Raw genomic sequence first — 25,740 nt, forward strand, 5'->3', positions numbered from 1 at the left:
AATGAAATCCTCAGTTGATGAATCCCGGACACCCACACTTTCGCCCACCGAATTTGACATCGTCATCGTTGGTGGCGGTCTTGTTGGCGCAAGCCTGGCGGCCGCGATTGCTAACGAGGGTTACGGGGACAGCCACTTTTCAGTGGCCGTAATCGAAGCCACCGAGCCAGCTGATGCCAAAGCGCAAACCAGACACCCAAGTTTCGACGACCGCCAAACGGCCCTCGCCCCCAGTTCGCGCCGGTTCTTTGAGGGCTTAGGCCTGTGGTCACAAATCGAAGCGGGCGCGGCGCTCATCTTGGACATCCACGTTTCCGACCGCGGCCACGGCGGCTTCACGCGCCTTAACGCCGAGCAGGAAGGCCTGCCTGCCCTAGGGCACGTAGTCTCCAACCGTCATCTCGGTGCGGTGCTGGGCCCGGCGATGGAAAGGACAGCCACCGTTTTCCGCCCGGCAGAAATTGCAGAGCTTCAGCCCATCCAAGACACCCACACCTCAGTCAACGAAAACGCCATCCAAGACACCCACACTTCCGGCTACCGCCTCCGCCTTTCCTCGCCCGCTGGCGAGCAGACGCTAACGGCGCGGTTGCTGCTTGTGGCCGATGGCATGCGTTCAAAAACACGTGGGTGTCTGGGTATTGGGCTCACCGAGCGCCACTACAACCAAAGCGCAGTCATCGCCAATGTGCGCACGAGCCGGCCGCATCGCGGCACGGCTTATGAGCGCTTCACGCCTGATGGGCCGCTGGCGATGCTGCCGGCGGCAGATGGCGCGGTATCGTTGGTGTGGACGCTGCCGCCTGAAAAGGCCGAGGAAGCGGCCACTCAGTGGACACCCACCGAATTCCTCGCCGCACTGCAAACCGCCTTTGGCTGGCGCTTGGGCCGCCTGCTTGAGGTGAGTGAGCGCCAGGTTTACCCGCTGATTGCGGTAACGGCTGATCAGTTTGTGACCGATCGCGCCGTCATCCTCGGCAACGCCGCCCATGCGCTGCACCCAGTGGCAGGCCAAGGTTTAAACCTCGCATTGCGCGACGTCGACGCCCTGGCAAAAACCCTGGCGGAGTCCCTCGCTAGCATTACCGAGACACCCACAACCACAACCACAACCAAGACACCCACACCCGACCCCTACAATCCCCAGCGCCTGGCCGAGTACGAAAAGGAGCGCCGCGCAGATTATCGGCGCACGTTCACTTTCACCGACGGACTAGTTCGGATATTTTCTAACCAGTTTCTGCCATTGGTGGCTGTCCGAAATGTCGGCCTGACCCTACTCGACCTATTCCCACCAGCCCGGCGGCTCTTACTCAAACAAGCGACAACAGGAGGACAGGCATGAGCGAAATGCCCACCGATCTCAAATACGCAGACACCCACGAATGGGTGCGCGACGAGGGCGACGGCCACATCACCGTGGGCATCACCGATCATGCCCAAGCCGAACTAGGCGATTTGGTGTTTGTAGAACTGCCCGCCACCGAGGGCATCATCGAAGCGGGCGCCGCCTGCGCGGTGGTTGAGTCGGTGAAGGCCGCCTCCGACATCTACGCCCCGCTTGATGGCGAAATCACCAGCGTTAACGAGCGCCTAAGCGACGAGCCCGAGCTCATCAACTCAGACCCCTACGGCGAAGGCTGGATTTTTACCATGAAACTCGCCAACCCCGGCGCCCAAGAAGAGCTCCTCGATGCCGCCGACTACGCCGATGCGATAGCCAACGAAGACTGAACGAAGACTACAAGGAATCCGAGACACCCATGAATAAATCACCCACCACCGTTACCCGCCGCGGCGAGCTCGTTCACCTCAATGGCGAGCTGCCCGCCGTTGGCAGCCAAGCGCCTGACTTTGTGCTAACCCGCGCCGACTTAAGCGATGTGTCGCTGGCCGCCTACGAGGGCAAATACAAAGTACTGAGCATCGTGCCGAGCCTAGATACCCCCACTTGCGCGATGTCTCTGCGCAAATTTAACGAACAGGCAACGGCGCTAGAGAACACGGTGGTGCTAAATATTTCGGCAGACTTGCCGTTTGCGATGTCGCGTTTTTGCGAGACCGAGGGCATTAATAACGTGGAGTCGCTCTCGATGATGCGCAACCGCCACTTCGCCAAAGACTACGGCGTACTGCAGGTAGACGGCCCCATGGCCGGCATTACCGCGCGAGCGATCGTCATCCTAGACACCCACAATAAAGTGATCTACACCGAGCTCGTTCCCGAGATTCGCCAAGAGCCGGATTATGAGGCCGCGCTGGCTGCGTTAGCGCGGCACAGAGCAGCGTAGGCGCTGAATGCGCCACGCCGCCCAGCGGTTGTAGAGGAAATCTCCAATATGAAACAGCCCCGGCAGCCCGAGCACCGCCGTCACCCAGCCGAAACCGGCCAGCCGCCAATAGCCCAGCGTGGCGGCAAAGCCGATTTGCATCTGCTGACCGTCAAAGAAGTGGATGCGCTCTTCCATAGCCGCCCGCGTGTAGCCCGCCGGCGCCTCAAAATCAGGCGCACTGATATCCACCAGCTCGGCCTTGGGCGCCAGCCGCGGCCGCAAGTGGTTGATTTCACGCCGGCACATCCCACACGACCCATCGTAGTACAACGTTTTCATGATCGAGAGAATACACCTCATGGACGATAAACACCTGCTTGATCAAGCCCGCGCCTGGCAAAGCGCCGACCCCGATCCGGTTACTCGCGACGCCCTCGGCGCCCTGATCGATGCCGCGGAGGCGGCGGAGGCCAAACGAGACACCCACACTTTAGGCCACACTCTCAAGCAACTCCGCGCCTGCTTCGAAGCGCCGCTGGAGTTTGGCACCGCCGGTTTGCGTGGTCTCGCCGGCCCTGGGCCCGCCAACATGAACGCCCTGCTCGTGCAGCGCGTGACCGCCGTGATGGTGGATGTCCTACGAGCCGAAGTGCCCGACGCCGGCCAGCGCGGCGTGGTCATTGGCTACGACGCCCGCCATGGCTCTAAAGCCCTGGCCGAGGCCGCCGCCGCCGTGATCAAAGCCGCTGGCGTGACCGTGCATGTCTTCGATGACTACGCGCCCACCCCGCTGGTCGCCTTTGCCGCGCTTGACCTAGACGCCGCGGCCGCCATCGTCTTGACCGCCAGCCACAACCCGCCCGAATACCTGGGCTACAAACTCTACTGGTCCGACGGCGTCCAAATTGTGCCCCCCATCGACCACCGCATCGCCGAGGCCCTCAAAGCCCTGCCGCTCAGCACCCAAATCCCGGCGGAGGAAATCCCAGACACCCACACTTCTGACAGCCCGGATGTCATCCAAGACACCCACATTCACGGCGAGGCCCTCAAAGCCCGCTACCTCGAAGCGATCCTGGCCGGCGCCCCGGCTGCGCCAGCTGCGGCTGCTCCGACGCCATCCGAGGGCCAGGCGCCATCCGAGACACCCACAAAAATCGTCTACACCGCCATGCACGGCGTGGCCGGCGAACTCGCCCTGCGCGCGCTCAAAGCGCTCAACGCAGACACCCACAGCATCGAGGTCCACACCATCGAGGCCCAAGCCCAGCCCGATGGCGACTTCCCCACCGTGCGCTTTCCTAACCCTGAAGAGCCCGGGGCGATTGACTTAGCCCTCGAAAAAGCCAAAGCCATTGGTGCTGACCTCGTGCTCGCCAACGACCCCGATGGCGACCGCGTTGCCGTTGCCATCCCCCAGCCCAATGGCGAATGGCTGACCCTAATGGGCGACCAAACCGGCCTGCTCCTGGCGGACTTTTTACTGGCCGAAGCCACATCCGCCGAAGCCACATCCGAGACACCCACGTCTCCATCCCAGACACCCACAATTTCCCCCGACCGGCTTTTCGTTCTCAACACCGTGGTCAGCTCGCGGCTGCTTGCGCGCATTGCCGAGGCCTATGGCGTAGGGCATGAACAAACCCTCACCGGCTTTAAATGGCTCTGGCACCGCGCCCTGCAACGCGAAGCGCGCGGCGAGCGCTTTGTGTTTGCCTACGAAGACGCCATCGGCTTCTGCCCCCTGCGCGCCGTGCACGACAAAGACGGCATCGCCACCATCGTGGCGCTCGTGCGCCTCATCCGAGACACCCACAGCAAAGGCGACACCCTCTACGACCGCCTCCAGGCGCTCTACCTGCGTTACGGCCTGTCTATCACCCAACAGGTGAGTGTCAGCCTGAGCGGCGCGGGCGCCACCGAGCGCATGCAAACCCAGCTCGACGACCTGCGCAGCAACCCTCCCCGCGCCCTGGCCGGCCTCACGCTGACCGCGCTGCACGACTACGCCGCCGCCGAACGCCGCCGCCCCGATGGCCAAGTCATCGAACCTATCCCCCTGCCCACCACCAACCTCATCCAGCTTGACCTGGCCGACCCTGACACCTCCGCCACCTACCACGTCAGCGTGCGCCCCAGCGGCACCGAGCCCAAGCTCAAGCTCTACCTCGAATACCTCGGCCCCTCCGGCACCCAAGACACGGGCGCCGCCAAGCTCGAAGAAATTGCGGACGAATTGATGCGGAGTTTTTCGTAGCGTAGCGGCCATCGCAATGGCGCCGTTCGCGCGCCCGCCGGAAGAAGGAAGGGGGGGGCAGGCAGCGATGGGGTAACGCCCTCTGGTCCCCTAGGTAAATTTCTGCCGATCGGCAGAGCGATTCTCGTTTCGCATAGATTTACCTAGGGGGCGAAATAACGGTAACCCACTCCGCTAGGCCGCAGTACCGAGAACCTTACTCAACGCCGGCGATAGCGCCCGCCCGAGGTCCTGCTCCAGGGCTTCTGCGCCCCGCTGTATCGCATGGAACATCGGGCCGCCGCGCCAGCGGGGGAAGCCATAGCCATGGATTTTGACTAGATCAATGTCGGCAGGCTGGGCTGCGATACCTTCCGAGAGGATTAGGGCGCCCTCCTCAGCCATTTCGGCTAGCAAGCGCTGAGCAATCGCGTCTCGGGTTATTTGCGATCCGGATCCGGCGTGGATTTCTCCAGCTAGCAGTTCTTCGACCGCCGCAGATGGCTTTGGCTTGCGGTCGCCGGCAGCATAGTCGTACCACCCGCCGCCTGATTTTTGTCCCTTGCGGCCAGCGCGAACCAGAATGTCACCGAGTGTGGGCGCGACATCCTCGCCGCGCGATCGCGCGCCCTCGCGCTGCAAAAAGGCGATGTCTAAGCCGCCCAAGTCCTGCGCCTCAAAAGGGCCCATCGCCATGCCGAAGTCGCGCATCGCGGCATCTATCTCAGCAATTGCAACGCCGTTCCGAACCAAATCCTCAGCGGCAGCGCGGTAGCGTTTCAGGATGCGGTTGCCGATAAATCCATCGCAGATCCCCGCCTGTACGGGCATTTTGCCTAGCCGCTTGGCCAGGGCAAATCCCGTTGCCAGCACCTCGGGCGCAGTGTTAGGGGTCGGCACCACTTCCAGTAGCTTCATTACATGGGCGGGGCTAAAGAAATGCAGGCCGATAAACCGTTCTGGATGGGGCAGACCGACAACAATATCGCGCGGGTCGAGATAGGAGGTATTAGTTGCCAGCACAGCGTCAGAACGACACACGGCACCCAACTGCTCAAAGACGGCCTGCTTGACGGAGAGCTCCTCAAACACAGCTTCTATCACCAGATCCACATCGGCTAAATCCGCATAATTTGTGGTTCCGGTAACACCGGCCATGCGCTCTTCCCGTTGCTCGGGCGTTAGGCGGTTACGCTTGACCGCGCCGTCAAAAATCCCGCCCAGTTTATTGAGACCCAGAGCAAGGGTTTCATCGTCTCGTTCAACCATTACCACCGGCATACCGGCATTTCGCAGTGCTGCAGCGATACCCGCGCCCATAATGCCGCCACCGATCACGGCAGCCTTTGCAATGGGCCGAGGCGTTACGCCTTTAATGGATGGCGGGCGCGTAGCGGCGCGTTCGGCAAAAAACACGTGGCGTAAGGCCGTGGCCTCATCTGATCCGCGCAGCTGTAAAAAGGTCTCGCGCTCAAACGCCAGCGCACTGGCAAAATCTGTTGTGACCGCCTGTTTTAAACAGGCCAGCGCCCGCAGCGGTGCTGCCGCCCCCTTAGCTGATTTGGCCACGGCGGCTTGCTGCTCAGACCAAAACTCATCAGACACGGTCGCCGGAGTCCGGTTACAAATCGGCTCAGGCAGCGGGCGTGTGAGAGCCTCGGCCGCGAAGGCCACGGCGCCGGCCCGCAGATCATCGCCATTAACCACCGCATCGATCACCCCCAGGCTCTGTGCACGCGGGGCCTTGATGGGCCTGCCGGATGTGACCATTGCCACCGCCTGCTCCGCAGACGTCAAACGGGGCAAGCGCACCGTGCCCCCGGCGCCGGGCACGATTCCTAGGGTTACCTCCGGCAATCCAACCGACGCATCGGGCATCGCCACACGGAAGCGGCAGCCGAGCGCTACTTCAAAGCCGCCGCCTAAAGCGGAGCCGTGGATTGCGGCAACCCAGGGCTTGGCCGCCGTTTCGATGCGTGAGACGACATCGGGCAGATACGGCGGTGTAGGCGGTTTCCCGAATTCGTTCACATCGGCGCCCGCGATGAAGGTGCGCCCGGCGCAGATCAGCACTACCGCCTGAACATTCGGATCGGCATCCAGCGCATCAATGGCCTCGCAGAGGCCGTAGCGCACGGCCTGGCTCAGTGCATTGACGGGCGAGTTGTCAATGGTAACGACGGCAATGTTGCCTTCATGAGCGATCGATACAAGCATGGTCAGATTCCTAGATAAGCTTCGCGAATGCGCGGATCGGCTATCAGATCTTCCGCCGGGCCTCCCATGACGATCTGACCCGTTTCCATCACGTATCCCCGGTCGGCGATTGACAACGCACCAAAGGCGTTTTGTTCAACCAGCAAAACAGTGACGTCGAGTGCTTTCAACCCCTGAATGACATCGAAAATCTGCTGCACCAGCAGCGGCGCAAGGCCCATGCTGGGCTCGTCAAGTAATAAACACGCAGGCCGACCCATCAGTGCCCGGGCAATGGCCAACATCTGCTGCTGGCCGCCAGAAAGCCCGCCGGCCACCTGATTGCGCTTTTCTTTAAGGATCGGGAACATGTTAAACGCATTTTCCATGTCACGATGCACGCGCTCGTCGTTAAATAAAAATGCCCCGAGGCGCAGGTTTTCCTCAACCGATAGATTGGTGAAAATCTGCCGCCCCTCGGGTGCCTGCGCAAGGCCTAGCTTTAACCGTCGATGCGCGGGTACCGAAGTAAAAGCCTCACCACGAAATGTGATCGACCCAGCGGTGACTGGCTGCACGCCAGACAGGCAACGTAAAAGCGTGGTCTTACCCGCGCCGTTCGCTCCTACTACGGTAACGATCTCCCCTGAGGTAACGGTCAGATCGATCCCGTGTAGTACCTCGATCCGCCCGTAGCGCGAGCGGAGTCCCTCAACTGTGAGCATGGCTCGCCTCCTCCTCGGCCTGGGTTCCCAGATAAGCGGCGATAACATCCGGATTTTGGCTGACCGTGGCCGGATCGCCCTCTGCAATTTTTTCGCCGTGATCCAGCACGACGAGGTGATTTGAGATCCGCATGACTAGCTTCATGTCATGTTCTACCAAAAGGATGGCGACACCCTCTCTTGCCACCTCGGCGATCAGGTTATCGATCTCCTCGGTCTCCACGGCATTACAGCCTGCCGCGGGTTCATCTAGCAGCAGAACACGCGGGCTCAGCGCCAATGCGCGGGCAATCTCTAGCCGTTTGAGTGCGCCGTAAGACAGATTGCCAGCCTCCTGCTCAGCAGCGCGCGATAAGCCAACGCGCTCCAGCAAGGCATGCGCCCCCTCAGTTGCGGCTTTAGCCCGCTTACGGGAGGAGGGCAAGTTCAACATGTCGGCCAGCACATGCCCGCCTTCCTTCAAGTGATAACCGGCGATCGCGTTTTCCAGTACGGTCATCTGCTGAAAGATCTGCAGATTTTGAAAGGTTCGTGATAAGCCGCGTCGGGCCAACAGATGCGGGGCTACACCGGTCACATCTTCACCATCGAGCATGACCTTGCCGCTTCCGGGCAAATAGATGCCCGAAATCATATTAAATAGCGTCGTTTTGCCAGCCCCGTTGGGCCCAATGACCGAAACGATCTCACCCGCTTTCAGATTGAAGCTGACATCGTGGACGGCACGCACGCCACCAAACTCGATGCTCAGCCCTTCGATTGACAGAAGACTCATTCTCCTCTCCCCCGAAAAAAGCGCAGAAGCGTTGGAACAACGCCTTCGCGCATGAAGATCATCACCAGCATCATCACTAGGCCGAGCACCATCATTTCGTGTTCGGCAAAGACGGTGAGTGCCTGCGGCAGCACCGTTAAGATTATTGCGCCGAAGATGGCTCCGAGCACAGATCCGACGCCGCCAAGCACGGCCATGGTAACCATCTCGATCGAGTGCATGAAGCCTGCGACTTCGGGTGTGATAAAGCGGTTTTGCAGCGCCAGCAGAGACCCCGCGATAGAGGCATAGACAGCCGATATCACAAAGGCCTGCAATTTCAGGCGCGCCACGTCGACGCCTACTGTTCGTGCTGCCACCTCAGAGCCGTGCAGGGCCCGCCAGGCGCGCCCGGTAGGGCTGTTGTACAGGTTCAACGCAAGCCATGCCCCTACAACCAGGGTAAGTCCGCTGAAGGCATACCAAAACTCAGAGTTAGTCAGGCTGAGCCCCATATCGTTTAGTACGCTACGAAGGCCCAAATCATTAACCGCGATTCCGTCGGGGCCGCCTGTCAACTGGCCTTCATTCGACAGGACCATCGCCACTAGAATGCCAAAGCCCAAACTCGCCACACCTAGATAATACCCGTGCAAACGCAGAATCGGGCGCCCCACCAAATAGGCGATAACTGCCGAGATCAGAGCGCCGAGGATGGCGGCAAGGCCGACATGGATGCCCAGATGCGCTGGCGCAAGCGCACAGGCATAAGCGCCTATACCGGCAAAACCTGCGTGCCCTAGGCTGATCTGACCGGCATAGCCTGTCAGAATCACGATGCCCACCACCGCAAGCCCATTAATGAAAACCAGCGCGCCGACGCGGTAGTAAAAAGATGAAGGAAAGAAGAAGGGCGCCACCGCGATCAGAGCCAGTAGCACCAGGAGGGTGATCTGTTTAGAACTGATCCGCATGATTACACCCTATCCGTTGATTTGAGACCGAAAAGACCCTGCGGCATGAAAAACAGCACCATGAGGATTACGATAAATGCGGCCGCATCTTTATATTGAGAGCTGATGTAGCCGGCGGTCATTGCTTCGAGTAGGCCTAAAACAATACCGCCAACCAACGCGCCCTTAGGGTTGCCCATGCCGCCCAGCATCGCAGCGGCAAAGCCTTTCAGCGCCAGCGCGATACCCACGTCATAGCTAGTGAGCGTGATCGGCGTAATCAGAACGCCTGCCAAAGCCCCGATGGCAGCAGACAGACTGAAGGCCAACGTCATCACCCACTTGATGTTGATACCCACCAATTGCGCCGCTAGACGATTGTTTGAGGTTGCTAATACCGCACGCCCGATCAGGGTGCGCGTAAAGAACAGCCACAGGCCGATGAATACACCGATTGCCCCGGCAATCACCCAAAGGCTCTGTGGCAGGATCGTTGCCCCCATGAGCTGAATTGGGGTGTCTCCGGAAAAGGCCGGTAAGCGGTGTAGCTGCTTATCGAAGATCAGCTTGGTCGCGCCCTTAATGAAAATGGCCGCTCCGATCGTAATAATGATGAGCGAAACCACCGGTGCGCCCCGCGCAGGTTCGATAGCCAGTTTGTTGAGGCCGATACCGATCAACCCAGTCACGATGATGGCCACCACTGCCGCTAGTGGTAGGGGCATACCAGCCGAAACGGCAAAAACGGCAATCATTCCGCCCAGCATCGCAAATTCGCCCTGCGCGAAATTCACGACATCAGAAGCGTTATAGATAATCGTAAATCCTAACGCGACAAGCGCATACACTGCGCCGACGGTCACGCCAGAAAAAAGAAATTGCATGAGCTCAGGCATGTTGGTCTACTCCGCAAAGAAACAACCCGGAGCAGCTCCGGGAAGGGCCGGGTGCAATGTGCACCCGGCCGACAAGCATCAGTCGGCTAGCATCCATCCGCCATCGCGGATTTCCAGCATCCGAAACGCACTGATATCGAGGCCGAGGTGATCCTCTGGCGACATGGTGTAGATACCGGTGGTACCAACTAGCCCGTCAGTGGCTTCAATCGCATCGCGAATGTCCTGCGATTCGGTCGAACCAGCACGCTCGATAGCGTCAACGAGCAGGCGGAAGGCATCGTGGGCATAGCCCCCGAACGTCGTTACCGGCATGCCGTACTCGGCCTCATAGGCTGCTGAGTAGTCCAAAACAACGGACTTTTGTGGATCATTATCGTCTAGCTGATCACCCACCAGCAGAGCCGTGCCCGGCAGGCGGACACCCTCGGCGGCTTCAGGTCCGGCTAGATCGATAAAGCCCTGCGAGGCAACGCCATGCGACTGATAGAGTGGCAGATCGATACCCAGCTGTGAGTAGTTGCGGGTCACGATAGCCGGCCCCTGACCAAACCCTGGGTTCAGAATGGCTTGAATGCCGTCTTTACCACGAATGTTTGTCAGCTGTGGCGTCATATCCGCGTCCTGCCCTCCATAACGCTCATCCGCAACCACCTCGATTCCGTAGTCGCCCACGATGTCTAGGCACTGATCGCGCATCGACGAGCCAAATCCGCCCGTACCCGAAATCATGCCGATCGTTGTGATGCCACGAGCCTGCATGTCATCAAAGATGCGAGCGCAAGCCATGCGATCGGTATGTGGCGTTTTAAAGGTAAAGGGCTGCACCGGGTCGATAATCTGAATCGCACCGGCCATTGAAATAAACGGGATCTCGGCCTCATCAACCATCGGCATAATCGCTAGAGTGGTGCCGGTGGTGGTACCGCCAATAATCGCGACAACCTCGTCGTCCTCAATCAGGCGGGTGGCAAAGGTTCGTGCTCGGTTTGGGTCGCCAGCATCGTCATACATGATCAGATCAATCTGCTCGCCATTAATGCCGCCAGCGGCATTAACCTCGTCTACCAGCATGCGTAGGGTTTTGGCCTCTGGATCGCCGAGGAACGAGGCGGGTCCGGTTTCAGACAGCGTGGAGCCGATACGAATTTCGGCCATAGTTGTGCCGGCTAGCCCAAGGGCTAGGATGCCGGTTAAGGCCTTGGTTGTCAGGGTTTTGTTTATCATGGTTTTCTCCTCTCTCTCTATTGCTTTTATATCAATTCAAGCGAATTTCAAGCCGCGCGTGGGCGACGCCACATCACAACCCGAAAACGGTTTGCAACAAAGGCCGCATCTGTCAGGCTGGCATTGCCGGCCGGGTTTGCGCCCGTAACATGAAAGTCACTAAAAGCGGCGCTTTGATTTACATAAATATTGCCGGTCAGGTTAATCGATAGGTTCACCCCAGCGCGCGCGAAGGCGGCGGCTGCATCCGATATTCGGTCCTCATCAGTGTCATACAGCGCTGCGGTGATTGCGCCCTTGTGCTGCGCGAGATCAGCGGCGACAGCCACACCGGCCTTGGCATCGTCGACCGCAACAATGAACGAGATTGGGCCGAAACACTCATTTTCGAAGGCGTCTGTTTCGCCAGCTTCAACCGCCAGAATCAGAGGGCTGGCACTGCGCCCCTCATCCAGCGCATGGCTCTCGCGAATCACCCGCCCAAGGGCATGGGCATTTGCCACGCGCTCGGCCGTTGCCGGGTTAGCCAGTGTTCCGCAGACACCCGAGGCGCGCATTGGGTCTGATAACAGCGCGTCGACCGCAGCCGAGATGCCTTGCGCAACCTCATCAAAACTTTTCTGCCCCTCGTCTGTGTCGATCCCGGCGCGTGGAATAAAGATATTCTGCGGCGCGGTGCACATTTGCCCTGAGTAAAGCGATAATGAAAAGGCGATATTTGCACACATGCCGGCAAAGTCATCTGTGGCGGCGATCACGATACTATTAACGCCGGTCTCTTCGGTGTAGACCTGTGTATCCGCTCCAGCATGGCTCCGAACCCATTCGCCGAAGACATTTGAACCGGTGTAATCAATGATGCGCACGGCCGGGTCGCGAACCAGGTTCTGCGTGATTTCGGCGCCGGTTGCATCCGGGGCCAACAGCACTGTGTCGGCAGGATAGCCTGCCTCGGTTAGCACCTCGCGCGCAACGCGAACCGTTAGGGCTAGTGGCAGAATCGCTGAGGGGTGTGGCTTCACAATTAACGTGTTGCCGGTGGCAAGGCTTGCAAAGAGACCCGGATAGCTATTCCAGTTGGGAAACGTATTGCATCCGATAATCAGCGAAAGGCCGCGCGGCATGATCTGCCAGTGCTTCTCAAGGACAAGGGGCGACCCCTTGCCCTGCGGCTTTTCCCAGATCGCTGTCTCCGGCACGCGGACCATTTCGGACCAGGCCATGGCAACGGCCTCAAGCCCACGATCTTGTGCATGCGGTCCGCCAGCCTGAAAGGCCATCGGAAATGCCTGTCCGGACGTGTGCATGACGGCATGGCCCATCTGAAAACTCATGCGGTTCAAACGCGTTAGGATTTCGAGGCACACGCCTACCCACGCCTTTGGACCCGCTTCTACCCAAGCCGGCGCCGCGGCCTGCGAAGCTGCGACCAGGTCTGAGACATCAGCTGCCGGATAGGTGATTCCAAGATCAAAGCCCCAGGGCGAAGCCTCTGCGCCAACGGAATTTGCACCCGGGTGCTCGGGAAGCTCGAAGGGGTTGCCGATAGATGAATCGAAGGCCGTCTGACCCTCGTCACGCGCTGACTCGCCGTAAATCTTACCGCTTGGGACTTCGGGAAACGGCGTCCAGAACCCGCGTGTCTCTAAAGCGCGCAGCGCCTCCTCGAGCAATCCACGATGGGTATCGAAAAGCACCGTCATAGAGCTACCCCTCCTGCCTAGTTTGGGTTATGATTGACCGAACGGTCGGTTTATGCAAGATTTTTTTTGCAATGTCAAAAAAAACCGCACGAGGAGGAATTTGGGATGACCGGAGATAAAGCAGTACTGGACGAGGTACAGCAGGGCGTGTTGCGCCTCACGCTAAACCGGCCGGATAAGTTGAACTCTTTTAATGAAGAAATGCACCTTGCCCTGCGCAGCCAAGTCGAGCGCGCGCACGAAGATGCAGAGATTCGGGCTGTTTTACTAACTGGTGCTGGGCGGGGCTTTTCTGCCGGGCAGGATCTGGGCGATCGCGACCCACGCAAGGGCGGGCCGACGCCTGATCTCGGCCATACGCTGGACACCTTCTACAACCCCACGCTGCGATTAATCCGCACGCTTGAAAAGCCGGTGATCTGTGCGGTTAACGGTGTGGCCGCGGGCGCCGGCGCAAATATTGCGCTGGCCTGCGATATCGTTTTAGCTGCCGAGTCGGCACGATTTATACAGGCATTTTCTAAGATTGGCCTGATCCCCGATGCCGGCGGCAGCTGGAACCTGGCACGCATTCTGGGCGAGCCCCGGGCCAAAGCGCTTGCGCTGACAGCCGAGCCGATCAGTGCTCAAACCGCGGCAGAATGGGGCATGATTTGGAAGGCGCTGCCCGATGATACGTTAATGGAAGAAGCAACCGCCCTTGCCACACGCCTTGCTGCCGGGCCGACGCTGGGGCTCGGCCTGACTAAGCGCCTGATTCAGGCCGCTGCAACGCATAGCCTAGACGAGCAGCTTGATATGGAGCGCGATCTTCAGCGCATGGCCGGCCGCAGCGCCGATTATGCCGAAGGGGTGGCTGCCTTCCTTGAAAAGCGCGCACCGGAGTTTAAAGGCCAATGAAAAAAGTATCAGAGATGACCCCACAGGAACTTGCCGAAGCCTCGGCGGAAGCCATGTGGCGAGACGACGGGGCCAGCCAGGCCCTTGGCATGAAGCTGGATCACGTCGGCCCGGGCGAGGCAACCCTGTCTATGACCGTCACTCAGGCCATGTCGAACGGGCACGGCACCTGCCATGGCGGCTACATTTTTACGCTGGCCGACAGCGCCTTTGCCTTTGCCTGCAACAGCTACAATGCCGTTGAAGTCGCGCAGCATTGCTCGATCTCTTTTGTGCACCCGGTCAATATTGGCGACCAGCTTTCTGCCGTCGCGACTGAGGTTTCACGACGCGGCCGATCCGGCATTTACGACATCCGTGTTACCAACCAAGAAGGCGTGGCTGTGGCCGAGTTTCGCGGTCATTCACGCATGATCGCCAGCACCCGTATACCTGAATAAACAAATAACCGGTGCAGCTATTTTCGGAGGAGGACAGAATGCAAGACTTTAAACCCCGCGAGCAGGATCTGGATCCGATCGAAATTGCCTCTCGAGAAGAAATTGAGGCGTTACAATTCCACCGCATGAGGCGGTCGCTTAAGCACGCGTTCGAGAACTCGCCCTTCTATCGCAAGCGGTTCATCGAGCATGATGTCCATCCCGATGATCTGAAAACGCTGGCAGATATCGCAAAATTTCCGTTCACAACCAAGCAGGATTTGCGCGACACTTATCCATTCGGGATGTTTGCGGTGCCGCAGGCAAAACTTGTCCGCATCCACGGGTCATCTGGCACCACCGGCAAGCCAACCGTGGTGGGCTATACCGCCGATGATATTGACCACTGGTCAAACCTAATTGCACGCTCAATTCGTGCCGCTGGCGGGCGCCCCGGCGATATACTGCACAACGCGTATGGCTACGGTTTATTCACCGGCGGGCTTGGCGCCCATTACGGAGCCGAGCGTCTGGGCTGTACTGTCGTTCCGATTTCAGGCGGAATGACCGAGCGGCAGGTGACACTGATTAACGATTTTAAGCCGCGAATCATTATGGTCACGCCGTCTTATCTGCTCTCGATCCTCGACGAATTCCACCGTCAGGGTCTCGACCCACGGGAATCTTCCCTTGAGGTTGGCATTTTCGGCGCCGAACCCTGGACCAATGCGATGCGCCGGGAAATCGAAGACGCCTTTAACATGCAAGCCGTCGACATCTACGGCCTGTCTGAGGTGATGGGCCCTGGCGTTGCTCAGGAATGTGTTGAGACCAAGGATGGCCTGCATATCTGGGAAGACCACTTCTACCCTGAGATTATCGACCCGAATACGGGCGAAGTTCTCCCCGATGGCGAGATGGGCGAGCTGGTTTTCACCACCTTGACTAAGGAAGGGTTGCCGATGGTGCGCTATCGCACGCGCGATCTGACCCGTCTGTTACCAGGTACGGCCCGCACAATGCGGCGTATGGAGAAGATCACCGGCCGCAGCGATGATATGATTATCCTGCGCGGAGTGAATGTCTTTCCAACCCAAATCGAAGAGCAGATATTGAAATGCAAGGGGCTGACGCCGCATTTTCAGATTGAGCTGGGTCGAGACGGGCGCATGGATAACATGACGGTTCACGTTGAATGTGCCCCCACCCAGGCAGACGAGGGGGCGCGCGCCGCGTCAGCGAAGGAACTCGCGCATCACATTAAATCCGTCGTCGGGGTTACGGCACGGATTGATGTACAGGACCCCGAGGCTATTGCCCGCTCGGCAGGCAAGGCCCAGCGCGTAGTGGACAACCGTCCAGCAAATTAACTAACTGGTTACTGAGAGATAATGGCGCGAGTAAGAGCAGACGATTTCGAAGACAAGCAGCGAAGCATACTGCACAGCGCGGCTGCGGTATTTGCCGAACAGGGTATGAGCAAGGCCTCTATGTCGCTCATCGCGAGTCAGGCAAATGTCTCGAAAGCCCTGCTTTATCACTATTACCCCAGCAAAGACGCGTTGATCTTTGCCATTATCTACACGCATCTGGAAGAGCTAGACGCGGCGATTGTCGCGGCAGACGATCCAGCCCTTCCGCCCCGGCAGCGGTTGGCGCGGCTCATTGCCACGGTGCTGGAGTGCTATCAGGGCAGCGATGTTGAGCACACGATGCAGTTAAATGCCTTATCAAGCTTGAACAACGATCAAAAGACTGCGCTCACCACAATCGAGCGGCAGATTGTGCGTCGGTTTGCGACGATTCTGCGTGATCTGAACCCAGATCTGGATAGCAAGCAACGTCCTTTATTAACGCCAGTGACCATGTCCTTGTTCGGCATTATGAACTGGCTTTATATGTGGTTCAGAGACTCTGGCCCGCTGAGCCGTCAAGAGTACGCAGATATGGTAACCACGCTGATGCTCGACGGCGTTAGCGCTATTCGCTGAGTTGGGTGCGCTCTAGGATCAGCGGGTCGTAGACGGGTGCCGTAACGCGACGGCGATTTTCCTCAGGCGCGCTTAGCGGCGAAGCGGGGCGTAGTTTATCGCCAGACTCTTTGGCTAGCTGCTGATAGATCCCGGTGCCCCGGCGCTTCCAGTCAATCTCGTCTTCAGTCAACTCACGCACAACCTTAGCCGGGGAACCAACCGCCATGCTGTTGGGCGGGATTTGCGCGCCTGCCTTCACAAAGGCCATGGCGCCGACAAGCGTGTTGTTACCCACCACCGCCTCGTCCATGACCACCGCATTCATGCCGATCATAGCGTTACGCCCGATATGACAGCCATGCAGAACGGCACCATGGCCGATATGCCCCTCCTCCTCGATGATTACATCCTTTTCGGGGAAGGAGTGTATAACGCAGGTCTCCTGCACGTTGGATCCTGCCTTAAGAATGATGCGGCCAAAATCGCCACGCAGCACTGCACACGGCCCGACATAGCACATTGGGCCGACGATGACATCGCCGATGATGACGGCCTCCGGGTGTACAAAAGCGCTTGGGTCGACAACCGGCACGATCCCATCCCAGGCGTAAATACGACTCATGTCTCAGCCCAAGTTTTGGCCACCATGGTTAATACATCATATTGCGCCACCACGGCATGGTCTTGGTTGGTGACCTGACAATCCCAGCGTACCTCGCCATAGTCGGCAGTGGCGCGCGGGTTAATCTCCTTGCAGGTCAGGCGCACTTGTAGCGTATCTCCGAAATAGACCGGGGTAAGAAAGCGCATGTTATCGACGCCGTAATTGGCTAGTACCGGACCGGGCGCCGGGTCTACAAAAAGACCAGCGGCAAAAGAGGCAACCAAGTAGCCATGGGCTACCCGATCATCAAAGAAGGGGTTGGCCGACGCCGCCGCGCTATCCATATGGGCATAAAAAGTATCGCCAGTGAACTCGGCAAAATGCTCAACATCAGCCTGCGTTATCTGGCGACTGGCTGTGACTAGCTGATCGCCAATCTGCAGCTCGGATAGCGATTTGCGGAATGGGTGAGTGCCTTGCTGCGAGTCAGCGCCTTCGATCCAGCGGCCGGTTACCGCCGAGAGCAGGCGAGGCGCGCCCTGAACAGCGGTGCGCTGCATGTAATGCTTAACGCCACGCATGCCGCCCATTTCCTCGCCCCCGCCGGCGCGGCCCGGCCCGCCATGCACCAGCGGCGCTAGGGGTGAACCATGACCGGTTGAGGTTTTTGCCGAGCGGCGATTACCAATTAGCACGCGGCCATGGAACGGCGCCATGCCGATTACCATCTCTTCGGCTACCGACGGGTCATCTGTGAAGACCGAAGCGCATAGCGACCCCTTGCCACGCCGGGCAAGCTCAACCGCCTCGTCCATTGTGTCATAAGGCATAAGGGTCGAGACGGGGCCAAAGGCCTCGACATCGTGAACAGCCTGCGCGGCGAAAGGCGAGTTACAGAGCATGAGCACCGGGTTGAGGAAAGCGCCTTTTTCGGCATCGCCCGATACAATGCGCACATCGTCAGGATTACCGGCCACAATCTCGGCATCGGCCTGTAATTCGGCAATGCGTGCACGCACTTCATCGCGCTGATCCAGGCTAGCCAAGGGGCCCATGCGCACGCCTTCATCAGCCGGGTTACCTAGTGTGGCTTTATCCAGCTGCGCAGACAGCGCCGCAATTAAAGCATCGACATGCTGGCGAGGCGCAATGACGCGGCGAATTGCCGTGCATTTCTGCCCCGCCTTGACGGTCATCTCGCGTGCGACTTCCTTAACAAATAGATCAAACTCCTCACTGCCCGGTGCGGCATCGGGGCCGAGCACCGAAGCATTCAGGCTATCGGCCTCCATCGTGAAGCGTGTTGCATTTTCGATAACCGCCGGATGAGTTTTCAGCTTTTGCCCTGTTGAAGCCGAACCGGTAAAGGTAACAGCATCTTGGCCGGTTACATGGTCGAGCATGTCGCCCGCCGAGCCGCTGATTAGTTGAATTGCGCCGTCAGGCAAAATGCCGGAGTCGATCATCCGGCGGCACATCAACTCGGTCAGATAGGCCGTCTGTGAGGCAGGTTTAACAATAAAGGGCACCCCGGCCAGCAGGTTTGGCCCGATCTTCTCCAGCATGCCCCAGCAGGGAAAGTTGAACGCGTTAATATGAATGGCAATGCCCTGCAGTGGGGTAAAGATATGCTGCCCGATGAAGCTGCCGTCTTTTGACAACGGCTCGACATCACCATCCACCAAAACGCGGGTGTTGGGTAACTCACGGCGTGCCTTGGAGGCAAAGGCCAACAAGGTGCCGATGCCGCCCTCAATGTCGACCCAAGCATCAGCGCGCGTGGCTCCGGTGGCAAGGCTTTCGGCGTAGAACTCTTCTTTCATCTCCATCAGGGCCAGCCCCATTGCCTTGAGCATCAGCGCACGCTCATGGAACGACATGGCACGCAGGGCCCGACCGCCACGGTCGCGGCCCCATGCTAAAGCCCCTCGAAAATCAATACCGGTTGAGTCGACCAAGGCAACCGGGGTGCCGGTGGCGGCATTCAGCAGGGGGACCCCGTCTCCGGTTCCACGCGTCCATTCCCCGCAAACATAACTTTCTAGTTTGCGGGGCGCTCCGGTCGATATCATCATAGTGTTGAAAGCCTTGTGTCGAGCTGGTTATTCCATTCGGCCAGCAGATCCTCATTTGGGGTATGCCGCAGTCCGAGGCGTTTTTGCGTCTCAAAACGCTGTGATCCGGCATGGCCGAAAGTTGCCGCAACGCGAGGGCGCCAGTAAGCGATGGACTCTAGCGCCTCTTCACGCTGCTCGTTGTTGGCCATGATACGCTCCAGCCCCTCTAGCCCCAGCTCGGCATGGCGAGCTTCACGCGGGGCAATTTCGCGAAAAACCTCGGCAAGCGGCGCATAGGAAAGCCGCGTCAATTCGGTAATCTGCACACCGGTGGCCAAGCCCATCAGCACATTCATCACCACTGCATCCGCCCAGCCCGTAATGGGATAGTGAAAAACGGACAGGCGCATGTCGCCACCGGTTCGAATGGTGCCAATATCGGCATCACGCTCGGCCCGTGCGGCCCAGTTATGCTGGTTTTGATAGCGCGCCGTGTCGGTGCCAAAACTGCCCATCACATTAAGCACGCGCTCGGCATGATCAGCCTTTTCTAGCGTGATCCGGCTGGCGGCGATGCGCTCCTTAATGCCTGGCGCAAAGTTGATCGAGGCCGCAAACCCAGCCGATCCGGCCAGCTCACTGTCAACAAACGATCCCATCAGCCGTAGTAACTCACCTCGGTAGCGGGCCGGCACATTCATCGGCGAGGTCAGTACGCCCCCTTGCTCCAGATAATCTTCGATATTCATAGTGTCAGACATGGCTTTTCCCTTCGCCGCTGATTATTCGTCGTAGCTGATAACCACTTTGTCAGTTAGCGGGATGGCCTGGCAGCTCAGTGCATAGCCCGCGCGTACTTCATAATCTTCAAGCGCATGGTTAACTGCCATTTCGACCTCGCCCTCCAAGACCTTGCAGCGGCAGGTAGAGCACACGCCAGCCTTGCACGAGTAGGGCGCGTCCAGATCATTGGCGAGCGCGGCATCCAAGACGCTCATATCGCGCGATTCCATCTGGAAAGTACGGCTTGTGCCATCCAGCATTACCGTTGCCTCGGTTGTTTCGGCCGTGTCATGGGTCTGCTTGCTGACGGGCCGGGCCTTAGCGCGGCCCGGCTGGCCCGACGCAAACAGCTCAAACTTAATCTGATCATCGCTGAGCCCATGGTCTCGCAGCGAGGCGGCGATGGTTAGCATCATCGGTTCGGGGCCACAAATAAAGGCGGTGTCGATCGATCCGGCATCGATCCAGCGCTCGAACAGCCCCTTCATTTTTTCATCATCGATGCGGCCGGTGAACAGGTCGATCTCCTGCCCCTCGGTTTCAAGAACATGAATCACCGAGAAACGCCCGAGATACAGATTCTTCAAATCCTCCAGCTCTTCGCGGAACATGATCGAATTGATTTGTCGATTAGCATAGACGAGGGTGAATTTTGATTTTGGCTCTCGCGCTAGCACGGTTTTAATGATCGACAAAACCGGTGTGATGCCCGATCCGCCGGCAAAGCCGAGATAATGCTTGTCTGCATCGGGTTCAATCGAGGTGTAGAATTTGCCCATCGGCGGCATCGCATCCAACACTGCACCGGGGTTGAGTTCCTCATTCGCCCAGGTCGAAAACGCGCCGCCATCAACACGCTTAATGCCAACGCGCAGTACGCCCTCGTCTTTGCCTGCACAGATTGAATAGGATCGGCGCAGTTCTTGGCCATCAAAATCGCGGCGAAAAGTCAGGTACTGGCCCTGGGTGAAATCGAAGGCCTCCGCGTCTTCAGCGCGCGGCTTTAAGGTAACCACAACCGCATCGCGGGTCTCGCGGCGGACATCGGTAACTTCGAGAGGATGAAAACGTGCCATGCTGCGTTACCTCCGCATCCTCAGATGCATTTGAAATAGTCAAAGGGTTCGAGGCAGTCCTTGCAGCGGTAGGATGCCTTGCAGGGGGTAGAGCCGAATTGGCTGACCAGCTCGGTATTGCATGAGTCACAATGGGGGCAGGCGATGGCCAACTTGGATGTGCCCGCCATTCTTTCTACTCGAGACTTCAGGCGTCCGCTGGCAGCCGTGCCATCGATTGGCGGGGCAATACCGTAATCGCGCAACTTTTCCCGACCCTCAGCGCTAATCCAATCCGTTGTCCAGGGCGGCGAGAGTTGCCGTTGCAACCGCAGTTTCTCGATCCCCTCATCGCGGAGTTTTTTCTCGATGTCGAAGTTGATCACCGTGGTTGCAGGGCAGCCCGAATAGGTAGGGGTGACCGTAACAACCAGCGTGTCGTCATCCCAGCTAATACCGCGAATGATGCCTAGATCAGTCAGGCTGATAACCGGTATTTCCGGATCTGGCACTTCAGACAACCAGTGCCAGACCTGCTCGGTTGAGGGCAGAGTTGTTGCGTGCATCAGCTTTCCTCCTTACCAGGTGGCGCCAGGATAGGCCCGCTGTAGGAACTGCATGTCGGCTAGAATAAATCCGAGGTGCTCGGTATGAATGCCTCGCTTGCCGCCCTGATGCATATAGCCGCTCTCGGGGCGCTTGAGAGTGGCCTGTTCCAGAATGTCATTCACGCTCGCATCCCAGCCCGCTTTCAGGCTATCGGCAGCCGGGGCAATACCCGCTTCGGCTAAAGCCATATCACTCACACTCGCCACGAACAACTCACCCGTATAGGGCCAGTTGTCATCGAGCGATGCCTGCATGCGCTGATGGCTTTCTTCCGTACCATCACCCATTCGAATGACGAGATCGGCCGAGCGTTCAAACTGATAGAACACTTCCTTTAACGCCTTTGCGGCGATTTCGGCCACGCGCGGTTCTGCTGAGTTTTGCAGCGCCTTTAGCATCTCATGGTGCCAAGCGTCGAATAGAAGTTGGCGCATGATCGTATTACCAAAATCGCCATTTGGACGCTCGACCAGCAATACATTGCGGAACTGGGCGGCATCACGCAGGTAGGCAAGATTATCAGCAGTCTGCCCCTGCCCCTCGATCTCACCGGCAAGGCCCAGCCAAAGCTGCGTCTGACCGATCAGGTCAAGCGCGGTATTCGCCAGCGCGATGTCTTCCTCCAGCACAGGCGCGTGACCGCACCATTCTGAAACCCGATGGCCGAGGATCAGCGTGTTGTCACCCATCTGCAGCAGGAACTCGAATAGCGCGGCCTGCGTGTCTATGTTTGGGGGGTTCATATTAGGTAGCGACGACATCACATATGCCCCACTTCATCAGGAATATCGTAGAAAGTCGGATGCCGATAAACCTTCGAGTTTGACGGCTCGAACAGCGGCCCTTTATCAGACGGGCTGGACGCCGTGATCTCGCCGGATTTCACCACCCAGATAGACACACCCTCATTCCGACGGGTGTAGACATCGCGCGCGTTTTTAATCGCCATTTCGGCATCGGGCGCATGTAGGCTCCCAACATGGCGATGATTAAGGCCGTGCTGACCACGAATAAAAATTTCCCAAAGGGGCCATTCGCTAGACATAAGTCTCCTCCCTTGCGAGCAAGTCGCAAAGCTGAATTTATCAACGGCTCATTACGCGGCGGCGGTTTCGCCCCGGCGGCGTGCCTCAGCCTTCTCGGCGTGAGCAGTTAGGGCATCCCGGAACCAGGCACCGTCTTCCCATGCCTTGACCCGCGCGCCCAAACGCTCTTTGTTACACGGGCCGTTGCCCGCGATCACCTCGAAGAACTCCGACCAGTCTGGCTGCGAGAAGTCGTAACAACCTTTCTCCTCGTTCCATTTCAGATCGGGGTCAGGAATGGTCAGGCCCAGATAGTCGGCCTGCGGCACCGTTTGATCGACGAACTTCTGACGCAACTCGTCATTGGTGTTCATCTTGATCTTCCAGGCCATCGACTGGACGGAATGGATTGAGTCGGCGTCTGACGGGCCAAACATCATGAGCGACGGATACCAGAACCGGTTCAGCGCATCCTGCGCCATCGCCTTTTGCTCGGGCGTGCCTTGGGCCATCTTCATCATGATGTCGTAGCCCTGCCGCTGGTGAAAACTTTCTTCCTTACAGATACGAATCATCGCGCGGCTGTAAGGGCCATAGCTGGTGCGCTGCAGCGGCACCTGATTCATGATCGCGGCACCGTCCACCAGCCAGCCAACGGCACCCATATCGGCCCAGTTAAGTGTTGGATAATTAAAGATCGATGAATATTTCATCTTGCCGTTGTGCAGTTTTTCTAGCAGCTCGTCACGGCTCACGCCCAGCGTTTCGGCTGCGCAGTAAAGATACAGGCCATGTCCGGCCTCATCCTGTACTTTTGCCAGCAGAATTGCCTTGCGCTCCAGCGTGGGTGCGCGCGTAATCCAATTGCCCTCGGGCAGTTGGCCGACAATTTCGGAATGCGCGTGCTGGCCGATTTGGCGGATCAGCGTTTTGCGATACCCCTCCGGCATCCATGCCTTAGGCTCAATTTTTTCCCCACGATCCACACGCTCCTGAAAAGCGCGCTCTTCTGCGGTTAGTTCGTGATGTTTTTTGATGTCACTGGCGTCTGTTTTTATCATTTGTGCATACATCTTAGTTATCTCCTCTTCAAACGCGTTCGATAATAATGGCAATTCCTTGGCCTACCCCAATGCACATGGTGCAAAGCGCATAGCGTCCACCGGACCGATGGAGCTGATACAACGCAGTGGTCACCAATCGTGCACCGCTCATACCCAAGGGGTGCCCCATGGCAATGGCGCCACCGTTTGGGTTTACATGGTCAGCATCGTCAGGCAAGCCCAACTCACGCAGCACGGCCAAGGCCTGAGCGGCAAATGCCTCATTCAGTTCAATCAGGTTCATCTGATCAAGCGTCATGCCGGCGCGCTCTAGCACCTTGCGCACGGCGGGCGCTGGACCGACGCCCATAATTCGTGGTGCAACGCCGGCGGCGGCCATGGCCACTACTCGGCCTTTCGGCGTAAGCCCCTGTGCACGCGCAGCGGCCTCAGAGGCAACAATCAGGGCGGCTGCCCCATCATTCACACCAGATGCATTGCCGGCCGTGACTGTCAGATCAGGGCCGTTGACGCCTTTTAAACCTGCGAGTTTTTCGGCCGTGGTGCCGGGGCGTGGATGCTCATCAGTGTCGACGATCAGCGGGTCGCCCTTGCGCTGCGGAACCTGCACGGGAACGATTTCTTGACTAAAGATGCCTGCCTGTTGTGCGGCGGCCCATCGGGCTTGGCTGCGGGCGGCAAATGCGTCTTGGTCAGTACGCGAAATGTCATAATCTTCGGCCACATTGTCGGCCGTTTCCGGCATCGAATGCGTTCCGTAAACTTCGCGTAGTTTTGGGTTGGGAAAACGCCAGCCGATGGTTGTGTCGTAAACAGCGTTGGCCCGGGAATATGGGCTTTCTGCCTTGGGCATAACAAAGGGCGCGCGGCTCATGCTCTCCACACCGCCGGCAATGACCAGTTCGCAGTCTCCAGCCTTAATCGCACGCGCCGCCATGCCAACGGCATCCATGCCCGAGCCACAAAGACGATTAATTGTTGTTGCCGGCACCATAGTGGGCATTCCGGCCAGTAGCACCGCCATACGGCCTACATTTCGGTTATCTTCGCCGGCCTGGTTGGCGCAGCCATAAATCAGATCGTCTACTTTAGACCAATCCAATTGCGGATTGCGCTCCATCAATGCCTTTAGCGGCAACGCGCCTAAATCATCGGCGCGAACCGAGGCAAGGGCCCCGCCGTATCGCCCGATTGGTGTGCGTACCGCATCGCAGATGAACGCATCCGTCATTACACTGCTCTCCACTTCTAGACCGTTACAAATTTCGTTATACACGAGAAAACATCACACGCAAAATTTTTTCTTATTATTTTAGTGATGCTTTTAGGGCGGCTAAGCGGTGAACCGTTTGCGGCGTCGATGCGGGCAGCACACCGGAGGCATCGCGAAAAATCGCTCCGATATGTGAATCAGCTTGTGGCGTTAGTGATAAATAGAGTGAGGCAAATAGTGCCGTCGCCTCTTGGCGCGGCCAATCCGCTGGCAGGGCATTCGGCGGCAAGCGTGGGTCCTGCAAAACAGCCGCTCGAAAATCGTCTACCAGCAGCAGGCGTGCGATAAGGCTGTCTTCCGGCGATAGGCTCACGCCCGCGGCCATCATGTCAGCCAGCGGGGCAAATCGATCAATCACGCGCGCATACGCAGCAGATACGCTAGCCAGATCCCAATACTGACTGACATAACCCGGCAGCATTGCCGCCCCCTCAACAGTGCTGCTATGAAATACCAAGCCGGGCGGAAAACGCTGACCGGTCTTATCCGGCCCCAGATATACCCCCTTAGCAATCAATGCAAAATCATCAGGCATAAGTTGATTGGAGTTCTCCGGCATAAAAAACACCCAGCCTTTGGCATCAGGCTGCCCTGAAAACAAAACAGATTCAGCAGCAGAAAATTCCACCCGGGCGGGGTCGGTCAGCCGATAATAACTGCGCCGGCCCACCCGCTCACCAATCAGCTGGCCTGCCGCCACCAACCGCGAGACAGCGGTACGAACGAGCGACTCGCTCAACCCCGCCGCATTAGCGATCTCAATTAAAGTGCCCATCCACAAAATACCCCTGCGGGGTACAACCGCATCTCCGTAGACGGTAACGATAAAGCGTGCGGCTCGCGGCGGCTGTGCAACTAAACTGGCCAGCCACGCCCCCGCATCAGACGGTTTGATTTTTTCTGATGACATGCTTTTGAAGTTTGCTTTAACCGAGCGTAATCATACGCAACTTGTGCCTCTTGCTTGAGGTTATTTTAACGGGTGCGGTCTCGTTGACACGGCCTGCAGCCATGT

Annotated in this window: 26 protein-coding genes; 8 read left to right on the forward strand and 18 right to left on the reverse strand. The window is 58.3% G+C overall.

The window, feature by feature from the left end:
• The first annotated feature begins 1 nt into the window (after position 1).
• The 3 genes from ubiH to tpx are packed head-to-tail and all read left to right on the forward strand — an operon-like array spanning position 2 to position 2,291.
• Positions 2-1,345: a 2-octaprenyl-6-methoxyphenyl hydroxylase gene (gene ubiH / locus GH984_RS07075; RefSeq protein WP_153719500.1), complete on the forward strand. Its 1,344-nt coding sequence runs from the start codon at positions 2-4 to the stop codon at positions 1,343-1,345.
• Positions 1,342-1,734, forward strand: a complete 393-nt coding sequence (gcvH, locus tag GH984_RS07080) for a glycine cleavage system protein GcvH (protein ID WP_153719501.1) — start codon at positions 1,342-1,344, stop codon at positions 1,732-1,734. The genes ubiH and gcvH overlap by 4 nt, the downstream gene beginning before the upstream one ends.
• Positions 1,735-1,763: 29 nt before the next feature.
• On the forward strand, positions 1,764-2,291 hold the full coding sequence (gene tpx, locus GH984_RS07085) for a thiol peroxidase (protein WP_153719502.1): 528 nt from the start codon (positions 1,764-1,766) through the stop codon (positions 2,289-2,291).
• Here tpx and GH984_RS07090 read toward each other — a convergent pair.
• Positions 2,268-2,612 carry a thiol-disulfide oxidoreductase DCC family protein gene (locus GH984_RS07090; protein ID WP_253939157.1) on the reverse strand — a complete coding sequence of 115 codons (345 nt, stop codon included), beginning with the start codon at positions 2,610-2,612 and terminating at the stop codon, positions 2,268-2,270. The genes tpx and GH984_RS07090 overlap by 24 nt on opposite strands.
• Between GH984_RS07090 and GH984_RS07095 the strand changes: the two genes are divergently transcribed.
• Positions 2,611-4,530: a phospho-sugar mutase gene (locus GH984_RS07095; protein WP_153719504.1), complete on the forward strand. Its 1,920-nt coding sequence runs from the start codon at positions 2,611-2,613 to the stop codon at positions 4,528-4,530. The genes GH984_RS07090 and GH984_RS07095 overlap by 2 nt on opposite strands.
• Before the next feature lie 174 nt (positions 4,531-4,704).
• Here the strand turns inward: GH984_RS07095 and GH984_RS07100 are convergent, their stop codons facing one another.
• The 7 genes from GH984_RS07100 to paaN all read right to left on the reverse strand — a co-directional run bounded on the left by GH984_RS07100 (position 4,705) and on the right by paaN (position 12,963).
• The gene (locus GH984_RS07100; RefSeq protein ID WP_153719505.1) at positions 4,705-6,726 is read right to left on the reverse strand and encodes a 3-hydroxyacyl-CoA dehydrogenase NAD-binding domain-containing protein; all 2,022 of its coding nucleotides are present in this window, start codon (positions 6,724-6,726) and stop codon (positions 4,705-4,707) included.
• A 2-nt stretch (positions 6,727-6,728) separates the two neighbouring features.
• Positions 6,729-7,430, reverse strand: coding sequence for an ABC transporter ATP-binding protein (locus tag GH984_RS07105; protein WP_153719506.1), 702 nt, complete (start codon positions 7,428-7,430; stop codon positions 6,729-6,731).
• On the reverse strand, positions 7,417-8,205 hold the full coding sequence (locus GH984_RS07110; protein WP_153719507.1) for an ABC transporter ATP-binding protein: 789 nt from the start codon (positions 8,203-8,205) through the stop codon (positions 7,417-7,419). Before GH984_RS07110 ends, GH984_RS07105 begins: the two co-directional genes overlap by 14 nt.
• Positions 8,202-9,158 (reverse strand): branched-chain amino acid ABC transporter permease, encoded by a 957-nt coding sequence (locus GH984_RS07115; protein ID WP_153719508.1) that lies wholly within the window; start codon positions 9,156-9,158, stop codon positions 8,202-8,204. The genes GH984_RS07110 and GH984_RS07115 overlap by 4 nt, the downstream gene beginning before the upstream one ends.
• A 2-nt stretch (positions 9,159-9,160) precedes the next feature.
• Entirely contained in the window at positions 9,161-10,033 is an 873-nt protein-coding gene (locus tag GH984_RS07120) for a branched-chain amino acid ABC transporter permease (RefSeq protein ID WP_153719509.1), read from the reverse strand.
• A 78-nt stretch (positions 10,034-10,111) separates the two neighbouring features.
• The gene (locus GH984_RS07125) at positions 10,112-11,260 is read right to left on the reverse strand and encodes an ABC transporter substrate-binding protein (protein ID WP_153719510.1); all 1,149 of its coding nucleotides are present in this window, start codon (positions 11,258-11,260) and stop codon (positions 10,112-10,114) included.
• Positions 11,261-11,307: 47 nt separating this feature from the next.
• On the reverse strand, positions 11,308-12,963 hold the full coding sequence (paaN, locus tag GH984_RS07130) for a phenylacetic acid degradation protein PaaN (protein WP_153719511.1): 1,656 nt from the start codon (positions 12,961-12,963) through the stop codon (positions 11,308-11,310).
• Positions 12,964-13,068: 105 nt separating this feature from the next.
• Here paaN and paaG point away from each other — a divergent pair, with 105 nt between their 5' ends.
• Genes paaG through GH984_RS07150 form a run of 4 tightly spaced genes read left to right on the forward strand, consistent with a single transcriptional unit; the run spans position 13,069 to position 16,273 of the window.
• A complete protein-coding gene (gene paaG, locus GH984_RS07135) occupies positions 13,069-13,863 on the forward strand; it encodes a 2-(1,2-epoxy-1,2-dihydrophenyl)acetyl-CoA isomerase PaaG (protein ID WP_153719512.1) in 795 nt (264 codons plus the stop codon).
• Positions 13,860-14,303, forward strand: a complete 444-nt coding sequence (gene paaI, locus GH984_RS07140) for a hydroxyphenylacetyl-CoA thioesterase PaaI (protein ID WP_153719513.1) — start codon at positions 13,860-13,862, stop codon at positions 14,301-14,303. Before paaG ends, paaI begins: the two co-directional genes overlap by 4 nt.
• A gap of 38 nt (positions 14,304-14,341) precedes the next feature.
• A complete protein-coding gene (gene paaK, locus GH984_RS07145) occupies positions 14,342-15,652 on the forward strand; it encodes a phenylacetate--CoA ligase PaaK (protein ID WP_153719514.1) in 1,311 nt (436 codons plus the stop codon).
• A gap of 21 nt (positions 15,653-15,673) precedes the next feature.
• Positions 15,674-16,273 (forward strand): TetR/AcrR family transcriptional regulator, encoded by a 600-nt coding sequence (locus tag GH984_RS07150; protein ID WP_153719515.1) that lies wholly within the window; start codon positions 15,674-15,676, stop codon positions 16,271-16,273.
• Here GH984_RS07150 and GH984_RS07155 read toward each other — a convergent pair.
• From GH984_RS07155 to GH984_RS07200, 10 genes are all read right to left on the reverse strand, one after another.
• A complete protein-coding gene (locus GH984_RS07155) occupies positions 16,263-16,877 on the reverse strand; it encodes an acyltransferase (protein WP_153719516.1) in 615 nt (204 codons plus the stop codon). The genes GH984_RS07150 and GH984_RS07155 overlap by 11 nt on opposite strands.
• Positions 16,874-18,934: a phenylacetic acid degradation bifunctional protein PaaZ gene (paaZ, locus tag GH984_RS07160; protein WP_153719517.1), complete on the reverse strand. Its 2,061-nt coding sequence runs from the start codon at positions 18,932-18,934 to the stop codon at positions 16,874-16,876. Before paaZ ends, GH984_RS07155 begins: the two co-directional genes overlap by 4 nt.
• The gene (locus tag GH984_RS07165) at positions 18,931-19,677 is read right to left on the reverse strand and encodes a Phenylacetic acid catabolic protein (protein ID WP_153719518.1); all 747 of its coding nucleotides are present in this window, start codon (positions 19,675-19,677) and stop codon (positions 18,931-18,933) included. Before GH984_RS07165 ends, paaZ begins: the two co-directional genes overlap by 4 nt.
• A 21-nt stretch (positions 19,678-19,698) precedes the next feature.
• Positions 19,699-20,775 carry a 1,2-phenylacetyl-CoA epoxidase subunit PaaE gene (gene paaE, locus GH984_RS07170; protein WP_153719519.1) on the reverse strand — a complete coding sequence of 359 codons (1,077 nt, stop codon included), beginning with the start codon at positions 20,773-20,775 and terminating at the stop codon, positions 19,699-19,701.
• Between the two features lie 20 nt (positions 20,776-20,795).
• Positions 20,796-21,320, reverse strand: coding sequence for a 1,2-phenylacetyl-CoA epoxidase subunit PaaD (gene paaD / locus GH984_RS07175; RefSeq protein WP_153719520.1), 525 nt, complete (start codon positions 21,318-21,320; stop codon positions 20,796-20,798).
• Positions 21,321-21,332: 12 nt separating this feature from the next.
• On the reverse strand, positions 21,333-22,106 hold the full coding sequence (paaC, locus tag GH984_RS07180; protein WP_216643635.1) for a 1,2-phenylacetyl-CoA epoxidase subunit PaaC: 774 nt from the start codon (positions 22,104-22,106) through the stop codon (positions 21,333-21,335).
• 17 nt (positions 22,107-22,123) lie between these two features.
• Complete coding sequence (gene paaB, locus GH984_RS07185) at positions 22,124-22,408, reverse strand: 1,2-phenylacetyl-CoA epoxidase subunit PaaB (protein ID WP_153719522.1); 285 nt, start codon at positions 22,406-22,408, stop codon at positions 22,124-22,126.
• A gap of 51 nt (positions 22,409-22,459) precedes the next feature.
• Positions 22,460-23,461, reverse strand: a complete 1,002-nt coding sequence (gene paaA / locus GH984_RS07190) for a 1,2-phenylacetyl-CoA epoxidase subunit PaaA (protein ID WP_153719523.1) — start codon at positions 23,459-23,461, stop codon at positions 22,460-22,462.
• A 16-nt stretch (positions 23,462-23,477) separates the two neighbouring features.
• On the reverse strand, positions 23,478-24,683 hold the full coding sequence (gene pcaF, locus GH984_RS07195) for a 3-oxoadipyl-CoA thiolase (RefSeq protein ID WP_153719524.1): 1,206 nt from the start codon (positions 24,681-24,683) through the stop codon (positions 23,478-23,480).
• A 76-nt stretch (positions 24,684-24,759) separates the two neighbouring features.
• The gene (locus tag GH984_RS07200; RefSeq protein ID WP_153719525.1) at positions 24,760-25,635 is read right to left on the reverse strand and encodes a PaaX family transcriptional regulator C-terminal domain-containing protein; all 876 of its coding nucleotides are present in this window, start codon (positions 25,633-25,635) and stop codon (positions 24,760-24,762) included.
• Between the last annotated feature and the right edge of the window lie 105 nt (positions 25,636-25,740).

It is taken from the genome of Spiribacter salilacus (assembly GCF_009649225.1).
GTDB lineage: Bacteria > Pseudomonadota > Gammaproteobacteria > Nitrococcales > Nitrococcaceae > Spiribacter > Spiribacter salilacus.

Excerpts from the sequence above, each read along its gene's own strand:
- paaD (WP_153719520.1), bottom strand. The coding sequence starts at position 21,320 with ATGCACGCAACAACTCTGCCCTCAACCGAGCAGGTCTGGCACTGGTTG.
- paaG (WP_153719512.1), top strand. The coding sequence starts at position 13,069 with ATGACCGGAGATAAAGCAGTACTGGACGAGGTACAGCAGGGCGTGTTG.
- paaA (WP_153719523.1), bottom strand. The coding sequence starts at position 23,461 with ATGTATGCACAAATGATAAAAACAGACGCCAGTGACATCAAAAAACAT.
- paaC (WP_216643635.1), bottom strand. The coding sequence starts at position 22,106 with ATGAACCCCCCAAACATAGACACGCAGGCCGCGCTATTCGAGTTCCTG.
- GH984_RS07115 (WP_153719508.1), bottom strand. The coding sequence starts at position 9,158 with ATGCGGATCAGTTCTAAACAGATCACCCTCCTGGTGCTACTGGCTCTG.
- pcaF (WP_153719524.1), bottom strand. The coding sequence starts at position 24,683 with ATGACGGATGCGTTCATCTGCGATGCGGTACGCACACCAATCGGGCGA.
- GH984_RS07150 (WP_153719515.1), top strand. The coding sequence starts at position 15,674 with ATGGCGCGAGTAAGAGCAGACGATTTCGAAGACAAGCAGCGAAGCATA.
- GH984_RS07105 (WP_153719506.1), bottom strand. The coding sequence starts at position 7,430 with ATGCTCACAGTTGAGGGACTCCGCTCGCGCTACGGGCGGATCGAGGTA.
- paaE (WP_153719519.1), bottom strand. The coding sequence starts at position 20,775 with ATGGCACGTTTTCATCCTCTCGAAGTTACCGATGTCCGCCGCGAGACC.
- paaB (WP_153719522.1), bottom strand. The coding sequence starts at position 22,408 with ATGTCTAGCGAATGGCCCCTTTGGGAAATTTTTATTCGTGGTCAGCAC.
- paaI (WP_153719513.1), top strand. The coding sequence starts at position 13,860 with ATGAAAAAAGTATCAGAGATGACCCCACAGGAACTTGCCGAAGCCTCG.
- tpx (WP_153719502.1), top strand. The coding sequence starts at position 1,764 with ATGAATAAATCACCCACCACCGTTACCCGCCGCGGCGAGCTCGTTCAC.
- ubiH (WP_153719500.1), top strand. The coding sequence starts at position 2 with ATGAAATCCTCAGTTGATGAATCCCGGACACCCACACTTTCGCCCACC.
- GH984_RS07110 (WP_153719507.1), bottom strand. The coding sequence starts at position 8,205 with ATGAGTCTTCTGTCAATCGAAGGGCTGAGCATCGAGTTTGGTGGCGTG.
- GH984_RS07120 (WP_153719509.1), bottom strand. The coding sequence starts at position 10,033 with ATGCCTGAGCTCATGCAATTTCTTTTTTCTGGCGTGACCGTCGGCGCA.
- GH984_RS07100 (WP_153719505.1), bottom strand. The coding sequence starts at position 6,726 with ATGCTTGTATCGATCGCTCATGAAGGCAACATTGCCGTCGTTACCATT.
- GH984_RS07095 (WP_153719504.1), top strand. The coding sequence starts at position 2,611 with ATGATCGAGAGAATACACCTCATGGACGATAAACACCTGCTTGATCAA.
- GH984_RS07165 (WP_153719518.1), bottom strand. The coding sequence starts at position 19,677 with ATGTCTGACACTATGAATATCGAAGATTATCTGGAGCAAGGGGGCGTA.
- GH984_RS07125 (WP_153719510.1), bottom strand. The coding sequence starts at position 11,260 with ATGATAAACAAAACCCTGACAACCAAGGCCTTAACCGGCATCCTAGCC.
- GH984_RS07090 (WP_253939157.1), bottom strand. The coding sequence starts at position 2,612 with ATGAAAACGTTGTACTACGATGGGTCGTGTGGGATGTGCCGGCGTGAA.
- paaN (WP_153719511.1), bottom strand. The coding sequence starts at position 12,963 with ATGACGGTGCTTTTCGATACCCATCGTGGATTGCTCGAGGAGGCGCTG.
- paaK (WP_153719514.1), top strand. The coding sequence starts at position 14,342 with ATGCAAGACTTTAAACCCCGCGAGCAGGATCTGGATCCGATCGAAATT.
- paaZ (WP_153719517.1), bottom strand. The coding sequence starts at position 18,934 with ATGATGATATCGACCGGAGCGCCCCGCAAACTAGAAAGTTATGTTTGC.
- GH984_RS07200 (WP_153719525.1), bottom strand. The coding sequence starts at position 25,635 with ATGTCATCAGAAAAAATCAAACCGTCTGATGCGGGGGCGTGGCTGGCC.
- GH984_RS07155 (WP_153719516.1), bottom strand. The coding sequence starts at position 16,877 with ATGAGTCGTATTTACGCCTGGGATGGGATCGTGCCGGTTGTCGACCCA.
- gcvH (WP_153719501.1), top strand. The coding sequence starts at position 1,342 with ATGAGCGAAATGCCCACCGATCTCAAATACGCAGACACCCACGAATGG.